General features: G+C 38.6%; 2 protein-coding genes. Both read right to left on the bottom strand.

All coding sequences use genetic code 11. The annotated features are described in order from the left end of the window. Positions 1 to 118: 118 nt before the first annotated feature. Positions 119 to 10,573 (bottom strand): hybrid non-ribosomal peptide synthetase/type I polyketide synthase, encoded by a 10,455-nt coding sequence (locus PL11201_RS25195; RefSeq protein WP_079681564.1) that lies wholly within the window; start codon positions 10,571 to 10,573, stop codon positions 119 to 121. A 57-nt stretch (positions 10,574 to 10,630) separates the two neighbouring features. Then, positions 10,631 to 22,384 (bottom strand): type I polyketide synthase, encoded by an 11,754-nt coding sequence (locus tag PL11201_RS25200; protein WP_079681565.1) that lies wholly within the window; start codon positions 22,382 to 22,384, stop codon positions 10,631 to 10,633. Positions 22,385 to 22,431 lie beyond the last annotated feature (47 nt).

Raw genomic sequence — 22,431 nt, forward strand, 5'->3', positions numbered from 1 at the left:
GACTTGATTTTAATTCATAAATTTATTTGATAAATTCGACGGTGACAACAGGCTTTATACTGCTTAAAACTCTAAGAATTGAATTGTGCGCTCATGTTTATTCTCCTAATTAGTAATTTTAAAAATTAAAATCTTCAGCGAATAAGTCGCTATATTCTTGGTGAGAATTGCTTGATTCTAAAGATAGTTTTATCAATGGTTGATCAGGGTATTTTATCACTTGCTCCATCAGATTTTCTAATAAGTTAACCATCAATAAAATCCGCTCATTAATAAATATATCCGTATTGTAGATTAGCTTCAAGTATAATTCTTCTTCCTCAACAAAAATGAACTCTAAATCAAATTTAGCCGTAGTCATCTCTGGGTCAATGGAGTTAACTGTAATTCCTTCTAGTGCGAGATCTACATTTTGATTATTTTGCAGGGCAACCGCAACATCAAAGAGGGCATTTCGACTAGGGTCGCGCGGTAAATTGAGATCTGAAACTACTTTATCAAAAGGATATTCTTGATTTTCATAAGCTTCTAATGTGGTGGTTTTTACTTTGGTCAGGACATTCAAAAAACTGTCATCTGCTCTAATTTGATCCCGCAGGACTAAAGTATTAACATAAAAACCAATTTGTGATTCTAAATCGGGATGATTTCTACCCGCAATGGGAGAACCTACTGTAATCTCATTTTGTTCGGTATAACGAAAAAGAAAACTCTTAACTAAAGTCAGTAACCCCATAAATAAACTAGCTTCTTGGTCTTTAATTAATATCTGAAAATGCTCAATTAGTTCTGAATTTGGTTTCCAGATCACCGTCTTTCCTTGAAAACTTTGAATGGCGGGTCGAGGATAATCAAAAGGCAAGTTAAGATGTTGAGGAGCCGGGGTTAACTTAGTTAACCAGTAATCACGTTGAGCTTGAAGTTTCGATGTTTTTAACTGATTTTCTTGCCAGTCAGTATAATCTTTATAGTGAATTTTTAGAGGGGGTAGTAACTCTGAATTTTGTTGTCGATATGTGTGATAATGCCCCAGAAAATCTTTAATTAAAACCCCGGCTGACCAACCATCAGAAATGATATGGTGCATATTAAATAACACGATATAATTCTCTTGACTCAGTTTGAGTAACTTAACTTGGAGTAACGGCCCCACTTCTAAATCAAAAGTAGTCTTGGCATTATGGGAAATCGCCTCAGCAATTAGTTTAGCTTGTTCTGTTTCTAAATAATTTGTCAAGTCTATTTGTTTAATGCCAAAATTCATTTGATTGTGTACAACTTGACGCGGTTGATTATCGATTAGGGTAAAGGTAGTTCGCAAAATTTCGTGGCGTTGAATTAACTGTTGAAAAGCATTTTCAAAAGCCGCAATATTCAGATTGCCTTTGAATTGATAAACACTGGGCATTCCATAGGCATTATGATTGCGATCAAGAAATTCTAAAGCCCAAAGACGACGTTGCCCATGGGACATCGGATAGGATTTTTGCAGAGGAATTGTGGGGATGGGTTCTTGATAATCATATTCAGTTTTAGAGACTAAAATGGCTAATCCGGCAATGGTAGGAACTTTAAAGAAGTCAGCCAATTTTACCGATACATTTAATTCTTTATGAACGTGGGTTACGATTCTCGAAAGCATCAGAGAATGTCCGCCAATTTCAAAGAAGTTATCAAAAATACCGATGGGATGTTTAGTCAGAATCTTTTCCCAGATCCGAACTAGATTTAACTCCAAATTATTACGCGGTGCAACATAATTTACTAGGGTAGATTTCCCTGTTTCATTCATTGCAATCAGCGAGTTTAAGTCAAGTTTGCCGTGTTTAGTTAGGGGAAATTGCTTTAAGAAAATAAAGTAACTAGGAATCATGTAAACTGGCAGAAAATTAGCTAGAAATTCTCTGATTTCAGAAATTTCTATCTGTTTATCTGTTTGACAATAGGCTGATAATTGAGTTTGATTATTGACTTGGATCGGTAGAATAATAGCTCTCTCAATCTGAGGATAATGATTAAGTTGATATTCAATTTCTCCGGGATCGATACGATAGCCATTTACCTTAACTTGATTGTCTTTTCTGCCCATAAATTCAATCACACCGGGAGCAGTTTGTTTCCCTAAATCCCCGGTTCTAAACAGCGTTGTTTTCTGATCAAAAAAGCCCGGTTTAAATTTTTCTTTGGTGATTTCAGGAAGATTGTGATAACCCGATGCTAAGGCGGCCCCTTCGACACAAATTTCCCCAACTATATGCAGAGGAACCGGATTATTAAATTCATCCAGGACAAATAGCCGATTATTATGGAAAACTTGACCTAGGGGTACGTCTGTATCTAAATTTTCGTTGATTTTGTATTGAGATACTCCGACACAAGTTTCTGTTGAACCATAAACATTACTAACAATTTTTCCCGGAAAACGTTGGCGTAAAGCTAGTGCTGTTTCTCGATCTAATTTCTCTCCCCCTACGGAGATATATTTTAAGCTAGAGATAGTTTCTCCTGGTTCGAGTAAACCTAAAATTTCCCGATAAATAGATGGTGTTGTGTGCAGCGCGTTAATTTGATTTTCCTGTAAAAAGGAAACTAAATGTCCGATATATTTGACTTCGTAAATATATAAAGGAGCGCCTATTGTTAAAGGTAGAAAAATATTACGAATAGATGGGTCGTGGGTGACAGCAGCCGTAAAAATATAGCGCCATTCAGGATATTTATCTAAATCAAAGGTGAGTCGTAAACTCTGAATTACATTCAAAATAGAGAGATGGCGACCCATGACTCCTTTAGGATTTCCCGTGGAACCAGAAGTATAGAAAATATAAGCAATTTGGCTAGAATCCGGTGGAATACTAGGCTCTTTATCGCCGTATTTTGCTAAAATATTAGCAATTTTATCTAAGCAAATTGTCTCTATTTCTTGAGGTAATTTAGAGGTCAAATTACTCTCAGTTAGACAAACATGACAACCACTATCTTTGATAATAAAATCTATGCGATTATTCGGATATTCGGCATCTATGGGAACATAGGTCGCCCCGGTTTTAAAAATTGCTAGGATACTAATGATTAGGTTTTGATTCCGTCCCATCATTAGCCCGATTACTTTGCCTGCACCTAGCTGATATTGATGTTGTAGATAATGGGTTAAACGATTAACTTTTTGATTCAATTCTTGATAGGTAAGAGTGGTTTCTCCAGAAACTAAGGCGGGGGCATTGGGAGTTGAGTTAACTTGAGAAACAAAATCATCAATGATGGTAGCATTTTCCGGTAATTCTCTGGTTTCTCCGATTAACTCAGCCAGTAAGTTTTCCCGTTGTAATTTGGTTAATAAAGGTAACTGATGGAGCAAACTGTTGGCATTATGAATTACCCCATCTAACAAAATTTCAAAACTTTCGAGAAACTGTTTAATAGTCCCTTGTTTAAACAGTTCTGTATTGTAATTACAGTAAATAATCAGGTTATTATTGACTTCAATAAAGTTAAATCCAACATCGAAAGGCGTGTAACCAATTGGTTCTGGTGGCAGGGATACTTTTAATCCTTCAAACTCAGGTAGAGTTAAACTAGGGTCTATATTAAAAGATACTGAAATCAGAGGAGAACGGGAAAAATCCCGTTGTAATTGTAGGGCGGCCAATAAATTTTCTAAGGTATAACTTTGATGTCTAAAAGCAGCGATGAGTGTTTGTTTAGTCCGTTGCAAATGTTCAACAAAAGAATTCGTGATATCTACTTTCATCCGAATCGGTAAAAATTGTGAACAAAAGCCAACTAATTGGTCGCTACCTTCTATTTGTCGTCCCGAAATGGGAATCCCAATGACTAAATCATTATGGCTAGAAATTCGGCTTAAAAAAGCTGTGTAGGCGGCGAACATTGTCATAAATAATGTTGCTTGATTTTGCCGTCCTACGGTTTGTAAATTTTGCCAAAGTTCAGGTGCAACAATTTTACTTTCTTGACCTCCAGTGTAAGTTTTAACTGCTGGACGGGGAAAGTCGGTAGGAAGCTCAAAGGCGGGAATTTCTCCTTGATAGGTTTTTAACCAAAAATCACGATGTTCTAACATCTGTGGACTCTGCGCTTCTTGCTCTCGCAAAGCTAAATATTGGCGAAACTGCATTGGGAGTTCTAAAGGGTTTGTAGTAGCACCAATTTGGGTGGAATAAAGTTGACCAATTTCATCCAAAATCAACCCTAGTGACCAACCATCTACAACAATATGATGGGTTTTTAAAGATAACAGGTAATGGTCAGGGGTTAGGCGGATTAAGATAACAGCAAATAAGGGAGCTATAGACAAGTCAAAAGGCTTTTTAGAAAACTGAGACCTTAATGCTAAAGCCATTGCTTGAGGATTCTGTTCATCGTTCAAATTAATTAAGGTTAACTGAATTTTGACGCTATTAATAACTTCCTGTACTTCCCCTTGTTCTACTATTTTGGTTCGCAAAGCTTCGTGACGATTGATAACTTGATTAATCGCTTCTTGTAAAGCTGAAATATCTAAAGAACCCCTTAATTCTAAAGAAGCTGTGACATTATAGGAGGCGGAAGCATTTCTATCTAATTCTGCCAATAACCAAAGCTGACGCTGGGCTTCACTGGTAGGAAATTGCTGATTTATTGGGTTTAAATTTTCCCTCCCATCTTCATCATCGCTCTCAACATTTTTCTCTTGCTTCTTTACTTTTGGAAGTTTGGCATTTGCAAAAAAACCCCCTTGCTGCAATTCGATAATCGCTGATTTGACCGCAGCTATAACTTTATCTATATCTTCATTTGTATGGCAGGTAGAGAGAAAACAAACTCGTTTTTCCCATGTATAAATACCTTTAAGATTTAACAAGTAGTAAAATAGAGGTAATTCAATAGGTTGGAGGAAAAGACTATAGGCTCCAAAAGGTTCAAAGCGAAACAAAGAACCAAAATTAACAATGCGAATGGGAATTCCTATTTCTTGAAAGAACTGATTCGTCTCCGTAGCTAATCGTTGGGTTAATTGATTTACCCGTTCCTGAATGGTTGGACTTTGTTCTTTAAGATATAAAAGCACCGCGCGACAGGCTGCCAGTGCCAAAGGATGACGACAGAAAGTTCCGCCAAAAGCGGTTAATTCAGTTTGGGGATGGGAGTCATCACCGTATTCCCAGAAACCACCATCAACGGTATCTAAGAAATCTGCTTTTCCGCAAATCATACTGATAGGTAAACCCCCACCAATTGCCTTACCGTAAATAACAATATCTGCCTCAATATTGAACCATTGTTGCGCCCCTCCAGGAGCAATCCGAAATCCCGTAATAATTTCATCAAAAATTAGTGCAATCCCTTTTTCCTGAGTTAATTTTCTTAACTTTTGCAGAAATTCTTGAGGTTGTAAATCGGGTTTACGACTTTGAACAGGTTCTACTAATACTGCTGCTAAATCATCACTATGAGCCGCAATAATTTCTAAACTTTCTTCGACTCCATAACTCAAAACAATTACATCTTCAACCATTCCTGATGGTGTGCCCAGACTCACGGGTTGAGTGCTGGTTGTATCCTCTCCCACTCGCGCTAGAATGCCGTCAAAAGTGCCGTGATAGGAACCGGAAAACATCACGATTTTTGGGCGTTTTGTGCGAGAACGAGCAATCCTAACGGCCGCCATAATTGCTTCGGTTCCAGTATTACTAAAAGCTACCCTTTCTACCCCAGCCATTTCACTAATTAAAGCCGCCGTTTCTGCGGCAAGATTAGACTGCATTCCTAATCCGATTCCTTGCTGCATTTGTTCCTGAACTGCTGCTATGACAAAATCAGGACTATGCCCAAAAAAGTTAACACCAAATCCCATGGCTAAGTCAATATAATCATTGCCATCAATGTCACGAAAACAGGCTCCTTGGGCTGATTCTGAAACAATGGGATACTGAAATTCTTTTAATGTCATCCGAAAGTCAATGGTGGGTTTGACATCAACCATTGTTTTTCGGCTATTTTGGGAATAGGCTTTTGATTTTGCGGTTTTTTGGTTATAAATAGCCTGGAGATTGTTAATAAAATCCTGCTGTTTTTCGGTTAAAGATTTATTCTCATTAATCTTTAATGCTAGGGGATTTAAACTGGGAGCAATTGGTTTTTGTTGCTCTTTTTGAGCCGGAAATATTGTTTCTATTTGATTATTTTGAGATGGAATAATTTCTGTATGAACTATTGGTTGTTCGGTGATGACGTTGGGTGTATTCCCTACGGATTGAAGGACTTCTAACTGCTTGATAATGGTTTTCTCATGGAGATCTTTAAGGTCTTTTAAAGATTGCAATTGAGCCATCATCAGGGCTTCTTTGCCAGAGGTGGTAGTTGAAAATTGGGTGGCTTTAGGCGTTTGGGGAATCGGTAGTATTTCAGCAGCAGCACAAGCAATAATTAATTCTTGGCCATTGTAAATATTAATATTGTTTTGTTTAGAAAAACTATTAGCAGTGGCAAAACCGCAGCGTTTTAAAACAGAACACCAACTTTCTCCACTCAATAAAGGTGTATCTAAACGTAGTTCTTTGTCTTGGAAACGCCACCATCCAGGGGTCAATCCAAAGGTTAAATTAAGCCAGGAATTATTTTCGACGGTTTCGAGTAGAATTAAGTAACCACCAGGAAGCAGTAGCTCTCTAATATTAGTCAGGGTTTCTGTAATATTTCGGGTAGCATGAAGAACATTAGCTGCCACAACTATGTGATAAGAATGGGCGGGTATTCCTTGAGAAGCTGGTGATTTTTCAATGTCTAATTGATGAAAGTTGAGGTTATATTTCCCCTGGAATTTTTGACGCGCTTGATTCAGTAAAAATGGAGATAATTCGCTAAAAGAATAGGCGACCTGATTGGGATTTAAGTTATTTAGAATTGTTTCAGAAGTGGCTCCAGTTCCCCCTCCGATTTCGATAATTTTATAAGGGTTAATACTGGGAGAAAAATTGTTTAAAGTGAGGTTAATTGCCTCAGCTACCCGTTGATTCATCAAACGAGAGACAGGAGAATTTCCATAGATACTTTCGGCATGAGTAACTGAACCTTCTGGGAAAATTAACGTTAAAGGGTCTATATTTCCTTTGAGCACTTCGGCTAAATTTTCTCCGCAGCGTTGCAGCATTTCTAACTCCGGTTTTGCCGAGGGACAAGTTTTTTGCAGATTTTCTATAGCTTGTGGTAAGGAAAAAGACGCAGGTAAGTTTTTAACAGCCCAGATATTACCTTGATTTTGAATAATGTTAGCTTGCTCTAAATCCTGTAAATAACGAGTTACTAAAACCTGATATTTTGGTGCAATGGGTAAGGTTTGCTTGATGCTTTCTGTTGTCCAGGTTTCTCCTGGATTTATTTTTTTCCCTAAAGCTTCTAATGCTTTAATAATATAAGCAGTTGCAATTGGTTGTAATTGAGAAATGACTTCTATATAATTATTTATTTCTGGATCAAAATTAACAATTTCCGCTTGATTTAATCTAGTCTTTTCTGAAGCAGTTTCTAAGTTTTTTGGTTCAATAGAATTATAGATATATTCAGCGATATCGGCAATAGTTTGTAAGTCAGTGAATAACTGATCTATTTTGACTTTTACTTTAAATTTTTCTTCAACTTTGCGAGAAAAATCTGTTAGAATAATAGAGTCTGCTCCCAGATTTAATAGGGTTTCATCATCCCGAATATCATTTTGATTCTCTTTGAGCAGGAGGGCAAGAATAGACTTTAATTGCTGGCGGATTTCGAGTTGATGTTTTTGCATATTTTGTACTTTTAGTTCAGTGATTTTAGTCGTTTCTAGTTCGGGATATATTTCTTTAATTTGGGTGGTTTCCTGCCCAACAGTAGGTTGAAATTGAAACCGTTTTCTTTGAAAGGGATAATTAGGTAATCTTACTTGTTTATATCCATAATTTTGATTAAATTTTTCCGGGTTAAAATAGACTCCATTCAGGTACAGTTGACCCAATGCCGAGAGCATTGTCTGCCAGTTATCTAAACCTCGATTTAGTGAACCAAGCCAAATACCTCCGATGTGATAACGACGCCCCTGTTCTGCGAGTATTGGTCTTGAACCGACTTCTAAAAACAGATTATATCCTTTATTTAATGCCGTGTTCAAACTTGCTAAAAATTGTACAGGTTGACGACATTGCTGTCTCCAATAACTTGCATCCGGGGCATTTTCTAAAATTTTTCCGTCAATTCCTGAAACTAACAGAATTTGGGGGCGATGGTAAGAAATCCGACCAGCTTCCTGTTCAAATTCATTTAAAATTGGCTCCATTAAGGGAGAATGAAAAGCTTGATTAACGGAGAGATATTGAGTCGCAATTTTTTGCTGTTTACAGTTAATAATAATTTCCTCAATCCTGGCAATTTCTCCAGAAATTACAATTTGTTGAGGATGATTAATAGCAGCAATGGCAACGGTATTTTTATAGTTTTGAATCAGAGAAAGTACCGTAGCTTCATCGGCGAAAATTGAAGCCATTTTTCCGGTTTTTGTAGTTTGCATTAATTGACCCCGTTTCACAATTAATGCGAGTCCCGCTTCTAAGCTAAATACTCTGGCGATACAAGCGGCTACATATTCCCCAACGCTATGTCCAATCAGTAAACTGGGTGTAATTCCCCAAGATTTCCAAAGCATAGCAATGGCATATTCTAGGGCAAATATGGCGGGTTGAGCGTAGGCAGTTTGATTCAGTAAATTGGTGTGTTCACCAAATAATATTTCGGTTAATGGATACTCTAAATAACTCGATAAAATTTCTGCACATTGATCAATATATTGACGAAATGTGGGTTCAGTTTGGTAGAGTTGCTCACCCATCCCCGGATAACAAGCACCTTGACCCGTAAACAGAAAAACAACTTTAGGCTGTTTTTCTTCGGTAAAGCGTTGATAAAAAGTCAAATTATCAAGGAAAGTTTGATCCGCAAAAGCGACTAATCTTTGTTGTAATTCTGGCAAAGTATTAGCAACAATTGCTAAACGTTCAGATAACTTTGCTCTCCCCACCGCCGCACTATAACAAATATCTCCTATTTCTGGATGGGATTCTAAGCGGGTCGAAAAACGTTGGGCTAGTTCTTGTAAAGCGGTTTTGTTATGAGCAGAAATTGTTAATAGATAACTAGGAAGGGGTTGCTTAATTTCTGTTGTCTTGATCTCGGGTGCTTTTTCCACAATTACATGGGCATTTGTTCCCGAAAAACCGAAGGAACTTACCCCAGCCATGGGAATTTTGTTGTTATTTGGCCAAGGGATAGTTTGGGTGGGAATTTTGATAGAATTGTCTTGCCAATTAATCAGAGGATTAGGGGTTTGAAAGTGAAGATGGGCAGGTATTTCACCATGTTGAAGTACCAGAATTGTCTTGATAATTCCCGCCATCCCGGCGGCAGCTTCGAGGTGTCCGATATTGGTTTTCACTGAACCAATATAAAGAGGCTGCGCTCGTTTTCCATAAACAGAAGCGATCGCATTCATTTCTATCGGGTCTCCTAAAGAAGTTCCCGTGCCATGAGCTTCTATATACCCAACGTCTTCAGGGGTGATTCTAGCATCGGCAATGGCTTGACGGAGCAGTTCTTGTTGAGCAGGGCCACTGGGAACGGTCAACCCGGCAGCGGCCCCGTTATGGTTGACCGCCGACCCCCGCAGAATGGCAAGAATGCGATCGCCTTTTTTCTGTGCCTCTGATAAAGTTTTTAAGACTAAAACCCCACACCCTTCGCCACGCCCATAGCCATTGGCAGAAGCGTCAAAAGTTTTGCAGCGACCATCGGGGGACAACATTCCCGACTGGGAAAGATTAATCGCAATTGCCGGATTTAAAATGAGGTTGACCCCGGCAACTAAAGCGAGTTCACATTCATGATTTCTCAGGCTACTAATTGCTTGATGAACTGCTACCAAAGAAGACGCACAGGCCGCATCAATAGACAGACAAGGCCCCCTAAGATTGAAGAAATAAGATAGTCTACCTGCGGCTGCACTCAGGGCATTTCCTGTGCCAAAAAAAGAGTCAATTTGATCATAACTGCTGTTGTAAACCGTAATGGCATTATCAACACTGGTGATGCCAACAAATACCCCAACGGTATTATCTGCTAAATTATTCGGGGGTAAATTGGCATTTTCTAAGGCTTCCCAAGTTACTTCTAATAGTAACCTTTGTTGGGGATCCATTGAGGTGGCTTCGCGGGAAGAAATAGAAAAGAAACGGGCATCAAATTCTGTAATATCCCGTTGAAGAAATCCACCATAGGAAGTGTTTATTTTTCCCAGTGTCGGTTCTTTTGCATAAAATTTTGAGCTATCCCAACGACTTTTAGGAACTTCTATGATCGCGTCAAGTCCAGCTTGACAATAATTCCAATATTCTTCAGGAGATGTAATACCACCAGGGAAATGACATCCCATGCCAACAACAGCAATGGGCTCCCTTTGTCTAGTTTCTAATTCGGTAATACGAGCCTGCATTACCTCCATTTTTGTTAAAGTTGTTGCGATTAATTTTTTATAATCTGTATTTTGAACCATGCAGGCTCCCGGTATTTATTTACCTTTAGGTTTGTCACTATATCAGATTTTGCTTGATTAATCAAGCTCGATTAACTTTTGATTAAGTAATATAGCAAGCTCCTCCTCACTCAGACTGTCATAGGGATTTAGAGACTCTGTGGGTGCATCCGTTTTGATCTCGAAATCGAGATCACTTGCTAATATTTCTGCTCGCAGGTAGGCACTTAAACTTAGGATATTAGGATAATCAAAAATAATCGAAGCGGACAAGGTGCAACCTAAATCATTTTCTAGGCGATTTTTAAATTCTATTACCATTAGGGAGTTTAAGCCTAAGTCTAAAAATGATGTTTGTTGAGAAATGACTTTATTAGCTTTTAACCCAGTAACTTCGCGTAATATCTGTTCAATTCCTTGAGATAAAGTGGCGATTCGCTCATCTATGGAGACAGATTTTAACCTCTGCAATAATTTCGCCGAATTTTCTGGTTTTTGTGCTTTTGGGGTTAATACTTCGGCAAAGAAGGGTTGATTAATATTAAAAGATTGGTTAAAAATAGACCAGTCAATATCAAGAATTACTCCTTGGACAACCTTACCTAGAATTAACGAATTGAGATATTTAAAAGCCGTATCAGCCGACTGACTTTGAATCCCCCAATTAGCAAAACGTTGTTGTTCAATTTCATTCCCCGTATTCCAAGCTCCCCAATTAATACTAATTCCAGGTAATCCTAAACTATGTCGTTGCTGCATTAAAGCATCCATAAAAGCATTAGCAGCAGCATAATTACTTTGACCAGGTGAACCCAGAATCACAGCAGCAGAAGAAAAGCTAATAAAAAAGTCTAAACATTGGGGGCGAGTATAGTGATCTAATAATAAAGTTCCTTCTACTTTAGGACGCATGACGTTTTGATATTTTTGCCAATTTTGATTAATTAAAAGTCCATCATCTAAGACAGCAGCAGCATGAATTACCCCTCGTAAAGATGGCAAATCGGCTCCAAAACGAGAGAATAATTGTTCCATCTCTACGGGAGAACTAATATCAATACTGATAATTGTAATCTCTGTGCCTTTTTCGGCAAACGAGGCAATTAATTCGGGTTGAGATTTAATATTCCGACTGCATAAAACTAAGTGACTCGCCCCCATTTGGGATAACCATTCAGCGGCTAATAATCCCAGTTTTCCCAAACCGCCAGTGATTAAATAAGCTCCTTCTTTGCTCACAAACTGCTGTTTTTGTGCTGCGGGAATGGTCGCAGAAACTAACCTAGCTCCATAACGGTTTCCCTGACGTAAAGCTAGACGTAATTCATTATTTGAAGTATGCAATTGATTGAATAATAACTCAGCTTCATCTGCTTCTGCTGTCATCGATAAATCTAAACATACACAACGCATTTGGGGATATTCTTGATTAATAACTGCTCCTAATCCCCATAAATAAGATTGTTGAGGTTCTAAGGCAGGATCTTCTAATATTTGATTAGCACCACGAGTAATTAGCCATAAATCAGGTAATTTTTGCCAGTTATTAGTCAGAGTTTGAATTAAGTTCAATGCCGCATGGCAACTTGTGTAAATACTCTCTGTATCTTCTGCAACTGATCCGGTTTCCCAAGAAAAAATTACGCCTGTGGGAAATTCTCCCGACGGATATGCTTGTTGATATAAACGCTGAAAATCAGTTTTTTCAGCAGGATTTATCACAAAATAATCTTGAGAGTCGCATTGATAGTTGTTGCCAATTTCTACTATTATAACTTTTTCTCCCGCTTTTTTCAACAAATTAATCAAGGAATTTAATGCTGTTTTCGGATGCACAAATATTAACCAAGAATTTTTAAAATTGTTATTGACAGTTGGTAGTGCAGCAAGTTTTTCCCATTGAACTTGATAAAAACAATTTTTCTCAGTTTCTTGCCATAAACGCTGTAAAACTTCTGGTTTAGTCCGCCGTGCTGTTAAATTTTCAAAGCGAGCGCAAAGCTGTTTTTCCTGATTATAAATATCTACATCTACGCACATTTCACCCTGAGAATCCGATTTAACATTAACCTGTGTCCAAACCTGATCACCAGGATTTCGGAATAATTCTAATGAAGAAAACCCATAGGGTAAATGCAATTCTTGACCATGAATTTCAGGAAAAGCTGCACCAATACTTTGCAAGCAAGCATCTAAAAGGACAGGATGGAAACAATAACGCTGGTCTGCTAAACTGCGGTCAATACTAATCTTAGCCTGAGAACCATTTTCTAAAGAAAATAATTCTTGAATCGCTTGAAATCCCTTTCCATAACTGATTCCCATTTGCTGATAAAGTTCATAGAATCGAGCAATAGAAACCGCTTTCCGTTCTGCTTTTTCATCTTTTTTAAATTCCGATTCAGCAACTCCTTTAAGATTATTAGATTCAACCTCACCAGTAACATGAAGAATCCATTGATCTGCTGTAGAATTATGACTAAATATTTCAAAACTATAGCTTTGTTTAGATAATTTTTGGGGTTTAAAAATCATTTGTAATATTGTGGGAGTTGCCGATAATAACAATCCCTGATGAATTGAAACATTTTGAAGGATGATAAAATTATCAGGCAATATTTTCTGACTAGCTGCTAAAATTGCTTCTATAAATCCTGTCGCTGGAAATAAAACCTGCTCAAATACCTGGTGTTCTTGAAGATAATTTGGCTGCTCTGAACTGATCTCGCCCTCAAATACAATTTCCCCAGTCGCTAACTTTTTAAAATCCCGAATAAAAGGATGTAAATTCGTTTTTATGTCGGTGACAGAAAATTCAGAATTTGATATCCAATAACGTTCTCGTTGAAATGGATAAGTTGGTAAAGAAATCCGTTTCCCTTGTTTAAATACCTCCGTCCATTCTACGGAATAACCATTCACAAAAAGTGTCGCTAAACTTCTATACATTTGGGCTTGTTCATCTTGTCCAGGTACAATACTAGGGAGCCATAATATTTCTTGATTTGGCGAAATTAGTCGCGCCATACCTAATAATACAGGTTTAGAACCAACTTCCAGAAAACAGCGATAACCACTATCAATTAAGCACTTAAACCCTTGACTAAACTGCACCGTACTTCTAAGATGATTGACCCAATAATCGGGAGTCGCAATTTCTTGACCGATGGGTTTACCTGTAATATTACTAATAATCGTTAAGCTAGGTTCATGCAATGAAATCTTCTCTAAAACCTTGGCAAAATCATTAAGAATTGGTTCCATTAAAGGGGAATGGAAAGCATGGGATACGGCTAAACGTTTAGTTTTATAGCCTTGATCTATAAAGCTTTTCTCCAGTTGATCAACAATTTCATTTACCCCAGAAATCACTGTAATTGAGCCATTAGCCGAACCAATATTAACTTGATTTTGATAGGAAATAAGGGCCGCCGCCACGGTTTCATAATCAGCATAAATAGCTGCCATACTGCCATTGTGGGGTAATTCTCCCATTAACCGACCCCGTTGGATAACTAATTTTAAAGCATCTTCTAAAGAGAAAACTCCGGCTAAACAAGCTGCTACATATTCACCAATACTATGTCCTAAAAGTGCTGAAGGTTCTATTCCCCAAGATTGCCATAATTTAGCCAGTGCATATTCAAAAGAAAACAGCACGGGCTGGGTGATTTGAGTCTGTTCTAATAGCTGGCTATTGGGCAATTTAAAGATTAAATCTAATAGGGATTTTTCTAAAATAGGTTCTAGGATTTGATTACAAATATCTAAAGTATTTTTAAAGACGGGTTCTCGGTGATAAAGGGTTTCTCCCATTCCCGAATATTGCGAGCCTTGTCCTGAAAATAGAAAAGCTATTTTCAGATTATTTTCTGATAAAATTGGTGTAATTAATTGTTGAGAATTCTCACCTTTTTGGAAACTAACCAGTGCTGCTTGTGCCGTTGTCATTGATTCAGCTAAAATACAGAGTCGATGCTGAAAAATAGCCCGTCCTGTAGTAGCTGTAAAACAAACATCAGCAAAATTGACAGACCCATTCAAAGCCTCTTGATAATTTTTAGTTAACTCTTGGAGAGATCTTTCGGAACGAGCCGAAAGCGGTAATAGGTAAAAGTTATGCTCGGATTTTTGAGGTGAACTAGAGTCAATTTCTCCCACAATAATATGGGCATTGGTTCCACTAAAACCAAAGGAACTTACCCCGGCAATTCTTTGGCGTTCACTAGGATTCCAGGGTTTTCCACCCACAGGAACTTCAAAAATATTAGAACTCCAATCAAACCGAGGGTTGGGTTTTTTAAAGTGCAGATGGGGAGGAATTTTATGGTGTTGTAACGCTAAAACTGTTTTAATTAATCCGGCAATTCCTGCCGCTCCTTCTAAGTGTCCTAAATTCGTTTTAACAGAACCAATAACTAAAGGTTGATTCGGGGGACGTTTGCCAAAAACCGCAGCCATACTTTCTAATTCAATCGGATCTCCAAGGGCAGTTCCCGTACCATGAGCTTCGATATAATCTATTTGTTCTGGTTGCAGATTTGCTGTGTTCAAGGCTTGATATAATAATTTTTCTTGCGCCGCACCATTCGGGACTGTTAACCCACTACTGGGGCCGTCATGATTGACTGCTGTACCATAAATTTTGGCTAAAATATGATCGCCATTCTTAATAGCTTGACTCAATCTTTTTAGAACAATTATTCCACAACCTTCGCCTCGCACCATGCCATTTGCACTCTGATCAAATGTCTTGCAATGTCCATCGGGTGCCAGCATTTGGGCGCGACTTTCAATTAAAGAAATAACCGGGGTGATGATAACATTAACCCCCCCGGCTAAAGCCAGATCACACTCACCATTTCGCAAGGCATTGTAAGCTAAATTTACTGCCACTAATGAGGAAGAACAAGCGGTATCAATTGTCATTGATGGGCCTTGCAAACCCAGGATATAAGAAAGCCGACCGGAAACTACACTAACAGAAGTTCCCGAACCCGTATAGGCATTAATTGCTTCTGGAGAATAACTTAATTGGGCATAATCTTGAGTCATGCACCCAATAAAAACTCCCGTTTGACTATTGCGTAATTTTTGCGGATTTTGTCCTGCCATTTCTAATGCTTGCCAAGCGGTTTCTAATAGCAAACGTTGCTGAGGATCGATGGCGTTTGCTTCCCGGGGAATAATGCCGAAAAATTCCGCATCAAATTGATCAATTTGCTCTAAAAATGCACCATAAGGAGAGTATATTTTACCTGCTTTATCGGGATCGGGATCATACCAAATTTTCATATCCCAGCGATTTTTAGGAATTTCTCCGACGGCATCTTTTCCCTGTTCTAAAAGTTCCCAAAAAGATGTTAAATCCTTGGCACTGCCAGGAAATTGGCAAGCCATACCGACAATTACAATCGGATCTTCTTCTAGGTATGGTTTGTCTGGGGTAGATTCTTTAATCTGTTTTTGAAGGATTTCTGATGATATTTTTTCTGGAATAGGAGTTAGTATCGGTTCGGAACTATCTAAAACTTCCCGCAGTAAATAATCGGCTAAAGTTTCCACATTGGGAAAACGAAATGCAATAGTTGATGGCAGGGAACAATCAAAATCTGTTTGCAAAAGATTGCGAAGTTCTGTAGAGGTGAGGGAGTCCATTCCTAAATCAAAAAATCCTTGTTGGGGAGCAATAATTTCATCATTTGAGTGTCCTAAAATATTGGATACACACAAACTCAGATGATTAATTAACCAACTACGACGCTGTTTTATGGGTAGGGTTTGCCATTGTTTTAAAATATGGGAAAATGGACTAGAAGTTTGGAGTTTGGCTTGAGATCGGAAGTTTTGATAAAAGCTTTGGTTAATATAAGGAAAACGTTGCCAGTCAATAATAATTACACCCGCGCGAATAATCTGATTAAATAGGATTTTTTCTAGGGTATTAAGAGCTAAATTAGGTTTAATTGCTTGATAACCTTTAGAGGCTAATCTCTCTAAAACATTACGATCTACTGCCGCACCAATTTCGCTCCAAGGCCCCCAGTTAATCACAGTTCCTGGTAAATTATTCGCCTGACGATAATAGATAAAAGCATCTTCAAAAGCATTAGCAGCGGCAGCATTTGCCTGTCCTGCCGAGCCAATTAAAGACACAGCGGAGGTATAACAAACAAAGAAATCTAAAGGGTCATTTAAGGTGAGTTTATGTAGCAACCAAGTTCCTTTGACTTTCGGTGCTAAAACATAATTAAAACTCTTTGGTGTTAGTCGCAGTAATGTTGTATCATCTAGGGTTCCCGCAATATGAAAAATGCCCCTGACCGGATATTCTGAACGGCATTCTTCTAGTAAAATATGCAGTTTTTCCGCATTTGTCACATCACAGTCTTTAATTTTAATATCGACGGGATTAGATGGCAAACTTGCCAAAATTTCAGGGTTAACAGCTTGTACACCACTGCGACTACACAAAACTAAATGACGAGCACCTCTTTCTACCATCCATCGGGCAGTCGCTAACCCTAAACCTCCAGTTCCTCCTGAAATTAAATAATAGCCATCGGGACTAAAATTGATCGTTCCTGCTGCGAGTTTTCGCTGTACTAAACGCGGACAAAAACGTTGTTCACCCCGCAGAGCGATGCGATTTTCTGGGGTATTGCTGTAGATTTCTCGAAATAACTTTTCTTCTAAGTTTTGTTCGTTAGGGTCTAAATCAATGACTCTAAAATTGAGTTCGGGATGTTCTAATCCTAAGCTTAAAGCAATTCCTAATAGAGAAGATTGAGCGGGAGAAGTTAGAGTTTTTATTTCTTTTGCGGGTACGGCTCCTTGAGTGACAAGAATCAGAGATGGGGGATTTTTTTGTTGTAATAATGCTTGTAATAAAAACAGAAACCGTTGACAATGAACTTCTACTTCTTGATCAATTTCCCCTGCTATTTTTTCCAGTCCCCAAAAGTACAAGATTTGATGGGTTTCTGGTGTTAAAAGGGTTTGTAATACCGATAGGTAATCCTCGGCACAATCGGGATTAATGTCTTCAGGGAAAAGCACCGAACAACCAACGCCTCGCTGTTGTAATGGGGGAATTAAATTGTTAGCAATTCCTTGGGTATCAGCAAAGATGATTTGATCGGAGTTAGATTTTGAATGGAAAGGGATCAATCTGTCACTGCTTTTGGCAATGATCACACTTTGTTTTAATAGATTTCGGGTTTGGGGTTGGCTGGGTTCAATAATATTAATATCTTCAAATTGATGCTGAGTGAGTAAATTTTGCCAAGATTCTGTATTAACTAAAGGATAGCCATGGCGGAGCGGATCTTGACTACATAACCACCAGCCGTCCGTTAGGCCAAACGTTAAATCTACCCAACGTCTGGCTCCGGTACTTTCTAATAGTATTAGTAGTCCATTGGGAGCGATTAAAGAGCGTACATTTTCCAGGGTTTTTTGAATATCTGCTGTGGCATGAAGAACGTTAGCGGCAATAATAATATCAAAATTTCCAGGGAGAAAACCTTGATTAAAGGGATTTTTTTCTATATCTAAAGTTTGATATTGAATGAAGGAATAATTTTTGTTATTTTCCTTGGCTCTATTTAAAAAGCTGGAGGAAATATCGGTAAATACATATTCAATTTGTTCGGGAGATAAATGGGGTAAAATTGCAGCAGTGGTGGCTCCTGTTCCGCCGCCAATTTCCAGAATCCGTAGCTGATGATTGCTTGGTAAATTAGCGATCGCACAGTTAATAGTTACTGCTACTAACTGATTCATTAGTTTAGCTCCAGCAGCTTCAGAATAAATTGAGGCGATCGCATTTATATCTCCTTGGGGGAATATTAAGTCTAATGGCTCAATTTGACGACGCATGACTTCAGCTAAAGCTAAACCACAACGTTCTATTAGATTAATTTCGGCTGGATAATCAGGAAATTGTTGGCGAAGATCTTGAATTTGTGATTGAGAAAGGGTTTCTAATTCTTTTGTCAATAACCAGCCATCTTGTTGCCAAGTAACAATTTTTTCCTCGGCTAAAATTTCTAGGCATCGAGATAATAAAGGACGATAAAACTCAACTATTTCGCCTTGAATAGCAATCTGTTCTTCGGGGTAAGTTTGACCTAATTTGGGTTGCCAATTCAGTTGTTTTAAGGCTTCCCAAATATAAGTAATGCTTAAACTTTCCAGGGCTTCTAGTAAGCGTTCATATTGGGGTAATTTGTCTCCCAATTGCTGTTCTAATTGCGCTGGTTGAATTTGAGCTTTAATCAGATCAGGCGTGACTAAAGTGTCTCTCCCATTAGCTAATAGTGGTAGTAAAGGAATCCATTCTTCTAGGTAGGTTTGGGGTTGATTTTCTTGGGGAATAATATCTTGAGATTGTACGGGTTTTAGTTCTAAGCCGATAATTGATGCAATCAGTTCACCTTGGGGGGAATAGATATCAATATCGGAGATAATAATATGAGGATGATCATGATTTGGCTGGAGTCGAGCGACACTAATAACAATATCGTCGGGGGCAGTGAAAAATTGAAATTTAGCAATCCGAATGGGTACATAAGTTACCGATGATTCTTGTTTGAATAAAACAGCAGCAATCACCTGAAAACAAGCGTCTAACATCGCGGGATGAAAATGATATTTTTTCGCTTCTAAGCGGAGAGTATCTGTTAATTTGATTTGAGCAAAAGCTGTATTATTACCCCTCCTAAGTTGATCAATTAGCTGAAAGTTGCTACCGTAATTAACTCCCGCTTTTTGGTAAGTTTGATAAAAGGAATTAATCTCAACTTCTTCTGGACAATTTGCTTTTATTTTTTCTAGGTGATCAACGGTTGAATCAATTGCAGGCAATAGGGAATATTGCCTATTCCCTATTGCCCATTCCCCATTCATGGATTTTGATTGATCAATTTCCCCCGTCACCAAGATTTCCCAGTTTTGATCAATTTGATGATAAATTTGCCAACTTTTATCGGTGACAATTAATTGTAATATATCTTGTTTATCTGTTAAAACTAAGGCTTTTTTGAATTGTATATTTTCTAAGATAACAGTTTGATTTTGTGTGGCAGCCAAGGCCATTTCAATCAATGCAGACCCGGGAAATATGGATTGATCAAAAACTTGATGTTCTTGTAAAAAAGCGGGTTGACGCTGACTAATACTCCCTCGATATTGAAGATCGGATAAAGGCGAAGGAAAACGATCACCTAGTAAGGGATGACCGGAGGAATAATCATTACCTTTGCTAATTGCTTTGGGTTGATTATTAACTGAATTTATCCAGTAACGTTTGCGGATAAAAGGAGAATTGGGTAAACTAATTTTTCGTCCTGGATGGGAATGATGAAATCCTTTCCAATCAATATTTACTCCTCGGATATACAGTTCTCCCAGAACAATTTGCATTTGCTGATTACTATGACAATCTTTGACTAAACTAGACAACCAAAGTATCGAGTTTTCCGCTAAATTTTGACGACCAATATTGATTAAATCTGGGTAATTCCCAATTTCTAGGAAGATTTGATACCCCATTTGATGTAAGGTAGTAATTCCTTTAGCAACCTGCTTTGATTCTTGAATTGGTTGTCCCCAATAATCCGAAGTTGTTAGAGAGTTATTAGCCAGTTCACCATTAGCAATTAAGGTCAGTTGGGGCTGGTGATAAGTAATTTCTTCGGCGATTTTTTGAAAAGCTACTAATTCTTTTTGATCGAATTTTTGCGATAAAAAATGAGCGCGACCTGCGACTAGCTTAACTGCATCTTCTAGGGAAAAAACACCCGTTTGTTGGGCGGCAAGATATTCACCTAATCCCGAACCTAAAACCGCAGCCGGACAAATTCCCCAGGATTTCCAGAGTTCACAAAGTGCATAGTGGAAAGCAAATTTAAAAGCAGGGAATAGGGAATCGGCAATGGGCAATGGAATCTCCCTATTGCCCGCCTTTTTGCCTATTCCCCATTCCCCATTGCCCGCCTTTAAGTGTTTTTGAAATAGGCGATCGCATTTAATAAAAGCATCCTTAAATACAGGCTCATTTGTAAATAAATCTTCTCCCATTCTCGGAGATATTTCTCCTTGATCACTGCATAGAAAAGCGATTTTAGGATTACTTTTTGCCTCCCCATAAATTACTTGTTTCTGGTTTTCCTCCCGATTACTACTCAGAAACATCTCCAGCCCTTGCTGCAAACTATCCAGACTAGAAACTAATAAAGATAGTCGATGTTTATGGGGAAAACGTCCGGTATTTAAGGAAAAGGCAATATCATTGATATTCCGATCAGGTTTTTGATTCAGATCAGCCACTAATTCGGCAGCAAAAATCTGCAACCGTTCTGGATCTTTGGCTGATAAAGTAACTAGGATCGGGGATGTTTTGGGGATTAGGGGTTGGTCTTGAGGGGGTTCGCTTAAAATTACATTCGCATTGGTTCCCGATGCTCCAAAAGAACTCACAACCGCCGATTTAATTTTGCCATTACTGACAACCCAAGGACGAGTTTTTGTAACGACATTGATGGGTAAACTAGCCCAATTAATGTGGGGATTAGGGTTGTGAAAATTAAGATGGGCGGGAATTTCTGAATAGTAGATAGATAATACAGTTTTAATCAAGCCTGAAATCCCCGCCGCCGCAGCGAGATGACCCAGATTTGTTTTGACAGAACCGACTAATAATGGTTGAGATTTTGAGCGATTGACGCATAAAGCATCAGCTATAGCTTTAATTTCAATCGGGTCTCCCAGGGATGTGCCTGTGCCGTGGGCTTCGACATAATCAATCGCATCTGCATTTAACCGGGCATCGGTCAGAGCTTCCCGAATTAACTCTGTTTGGATCGTGCCATTGGGAACCGTAAACCCTCCACTGGCGCCATCATTATTAACTGCGGTTCCTCGAATTAAAGCCCAAATCCGATCACCATCTTCTAGGGCTTGACTCAATCTTTTTAAGACAATAACTCCACACCCTTCACCTATGCCAAAACCATCGGCACTTGCATCAAAGGTTTTGCATTTTCCATCGGAGGCTAACATCTGATTTCGACATAGGGCAATCGGAACTTCTGGGGTTAAAATTAAGTTAACTCCCCCGACTAAAGCTTGTCTACATTCTTGGGAACGCAAAGAACGGCAGGCCAGATGAACAGCGACTAAGGAAGAAGAACAAGCCGTATCTACCGCTAAACTGGGGCCATTGAGATTCAAAAGGTAAGAAATACGCCCGGCGGCGGCATTGGTATGATTGCCGGAGATATGATAGGCTCCAATGCCACTATAATCATCCTCCGGTGCAATTAGGCGAGCATAATCATTGTTAGTAATGCCAATAAAAACACCGGTCTTGCCGATTCTGGCCGTTGGTGTCGCCATGCCTGCATTTTCTAAAGCTTCATAAGCAACTTCTAACAGTAACCGTTGCTGAGGATCAATGTGCAGGGCTTCTTTCGGGGCAATGCCGAAAAAATGTGGGTCAAACTTGGAAACATCATCGAGAAAACCGCCTTGGGAGACATAGATTTTGCCCGGTTTACTCCGATCTAAGTCATAAAAATCATCCCGATTCCAGCGATCATTAGGGAGTTCTCTGAGGGTATTTCCACCTGCTTTGAGAAAAGACCAAAAGGAATCAACCGTGGCAATATTATTGCCAAAACGACATCCTAAACCGACAATCGCTATGGGTTCACTTTGTTGAGCTTCAACGGCTTTTAATCTTTCTTTGGCTTCATTGAGTGCTTTAAAAACTCTAGTTTGGATTGATTTATCGTGATCTGATAAGTTCTTTAGATCGTTAGGCTCCATTATCTTTATCTATCCAGATTTTAAGGGGTTGGGGGGATCTGAATCAG

This window comes from Planktothrix sp. PCC 11201 (assembly GCF_900009135.1).
GTDB lineage: Bacteria > Cyanobacteriota > Cyanobacteriia > Cyanobacteriales > Microcoleaceae > Planktothrix.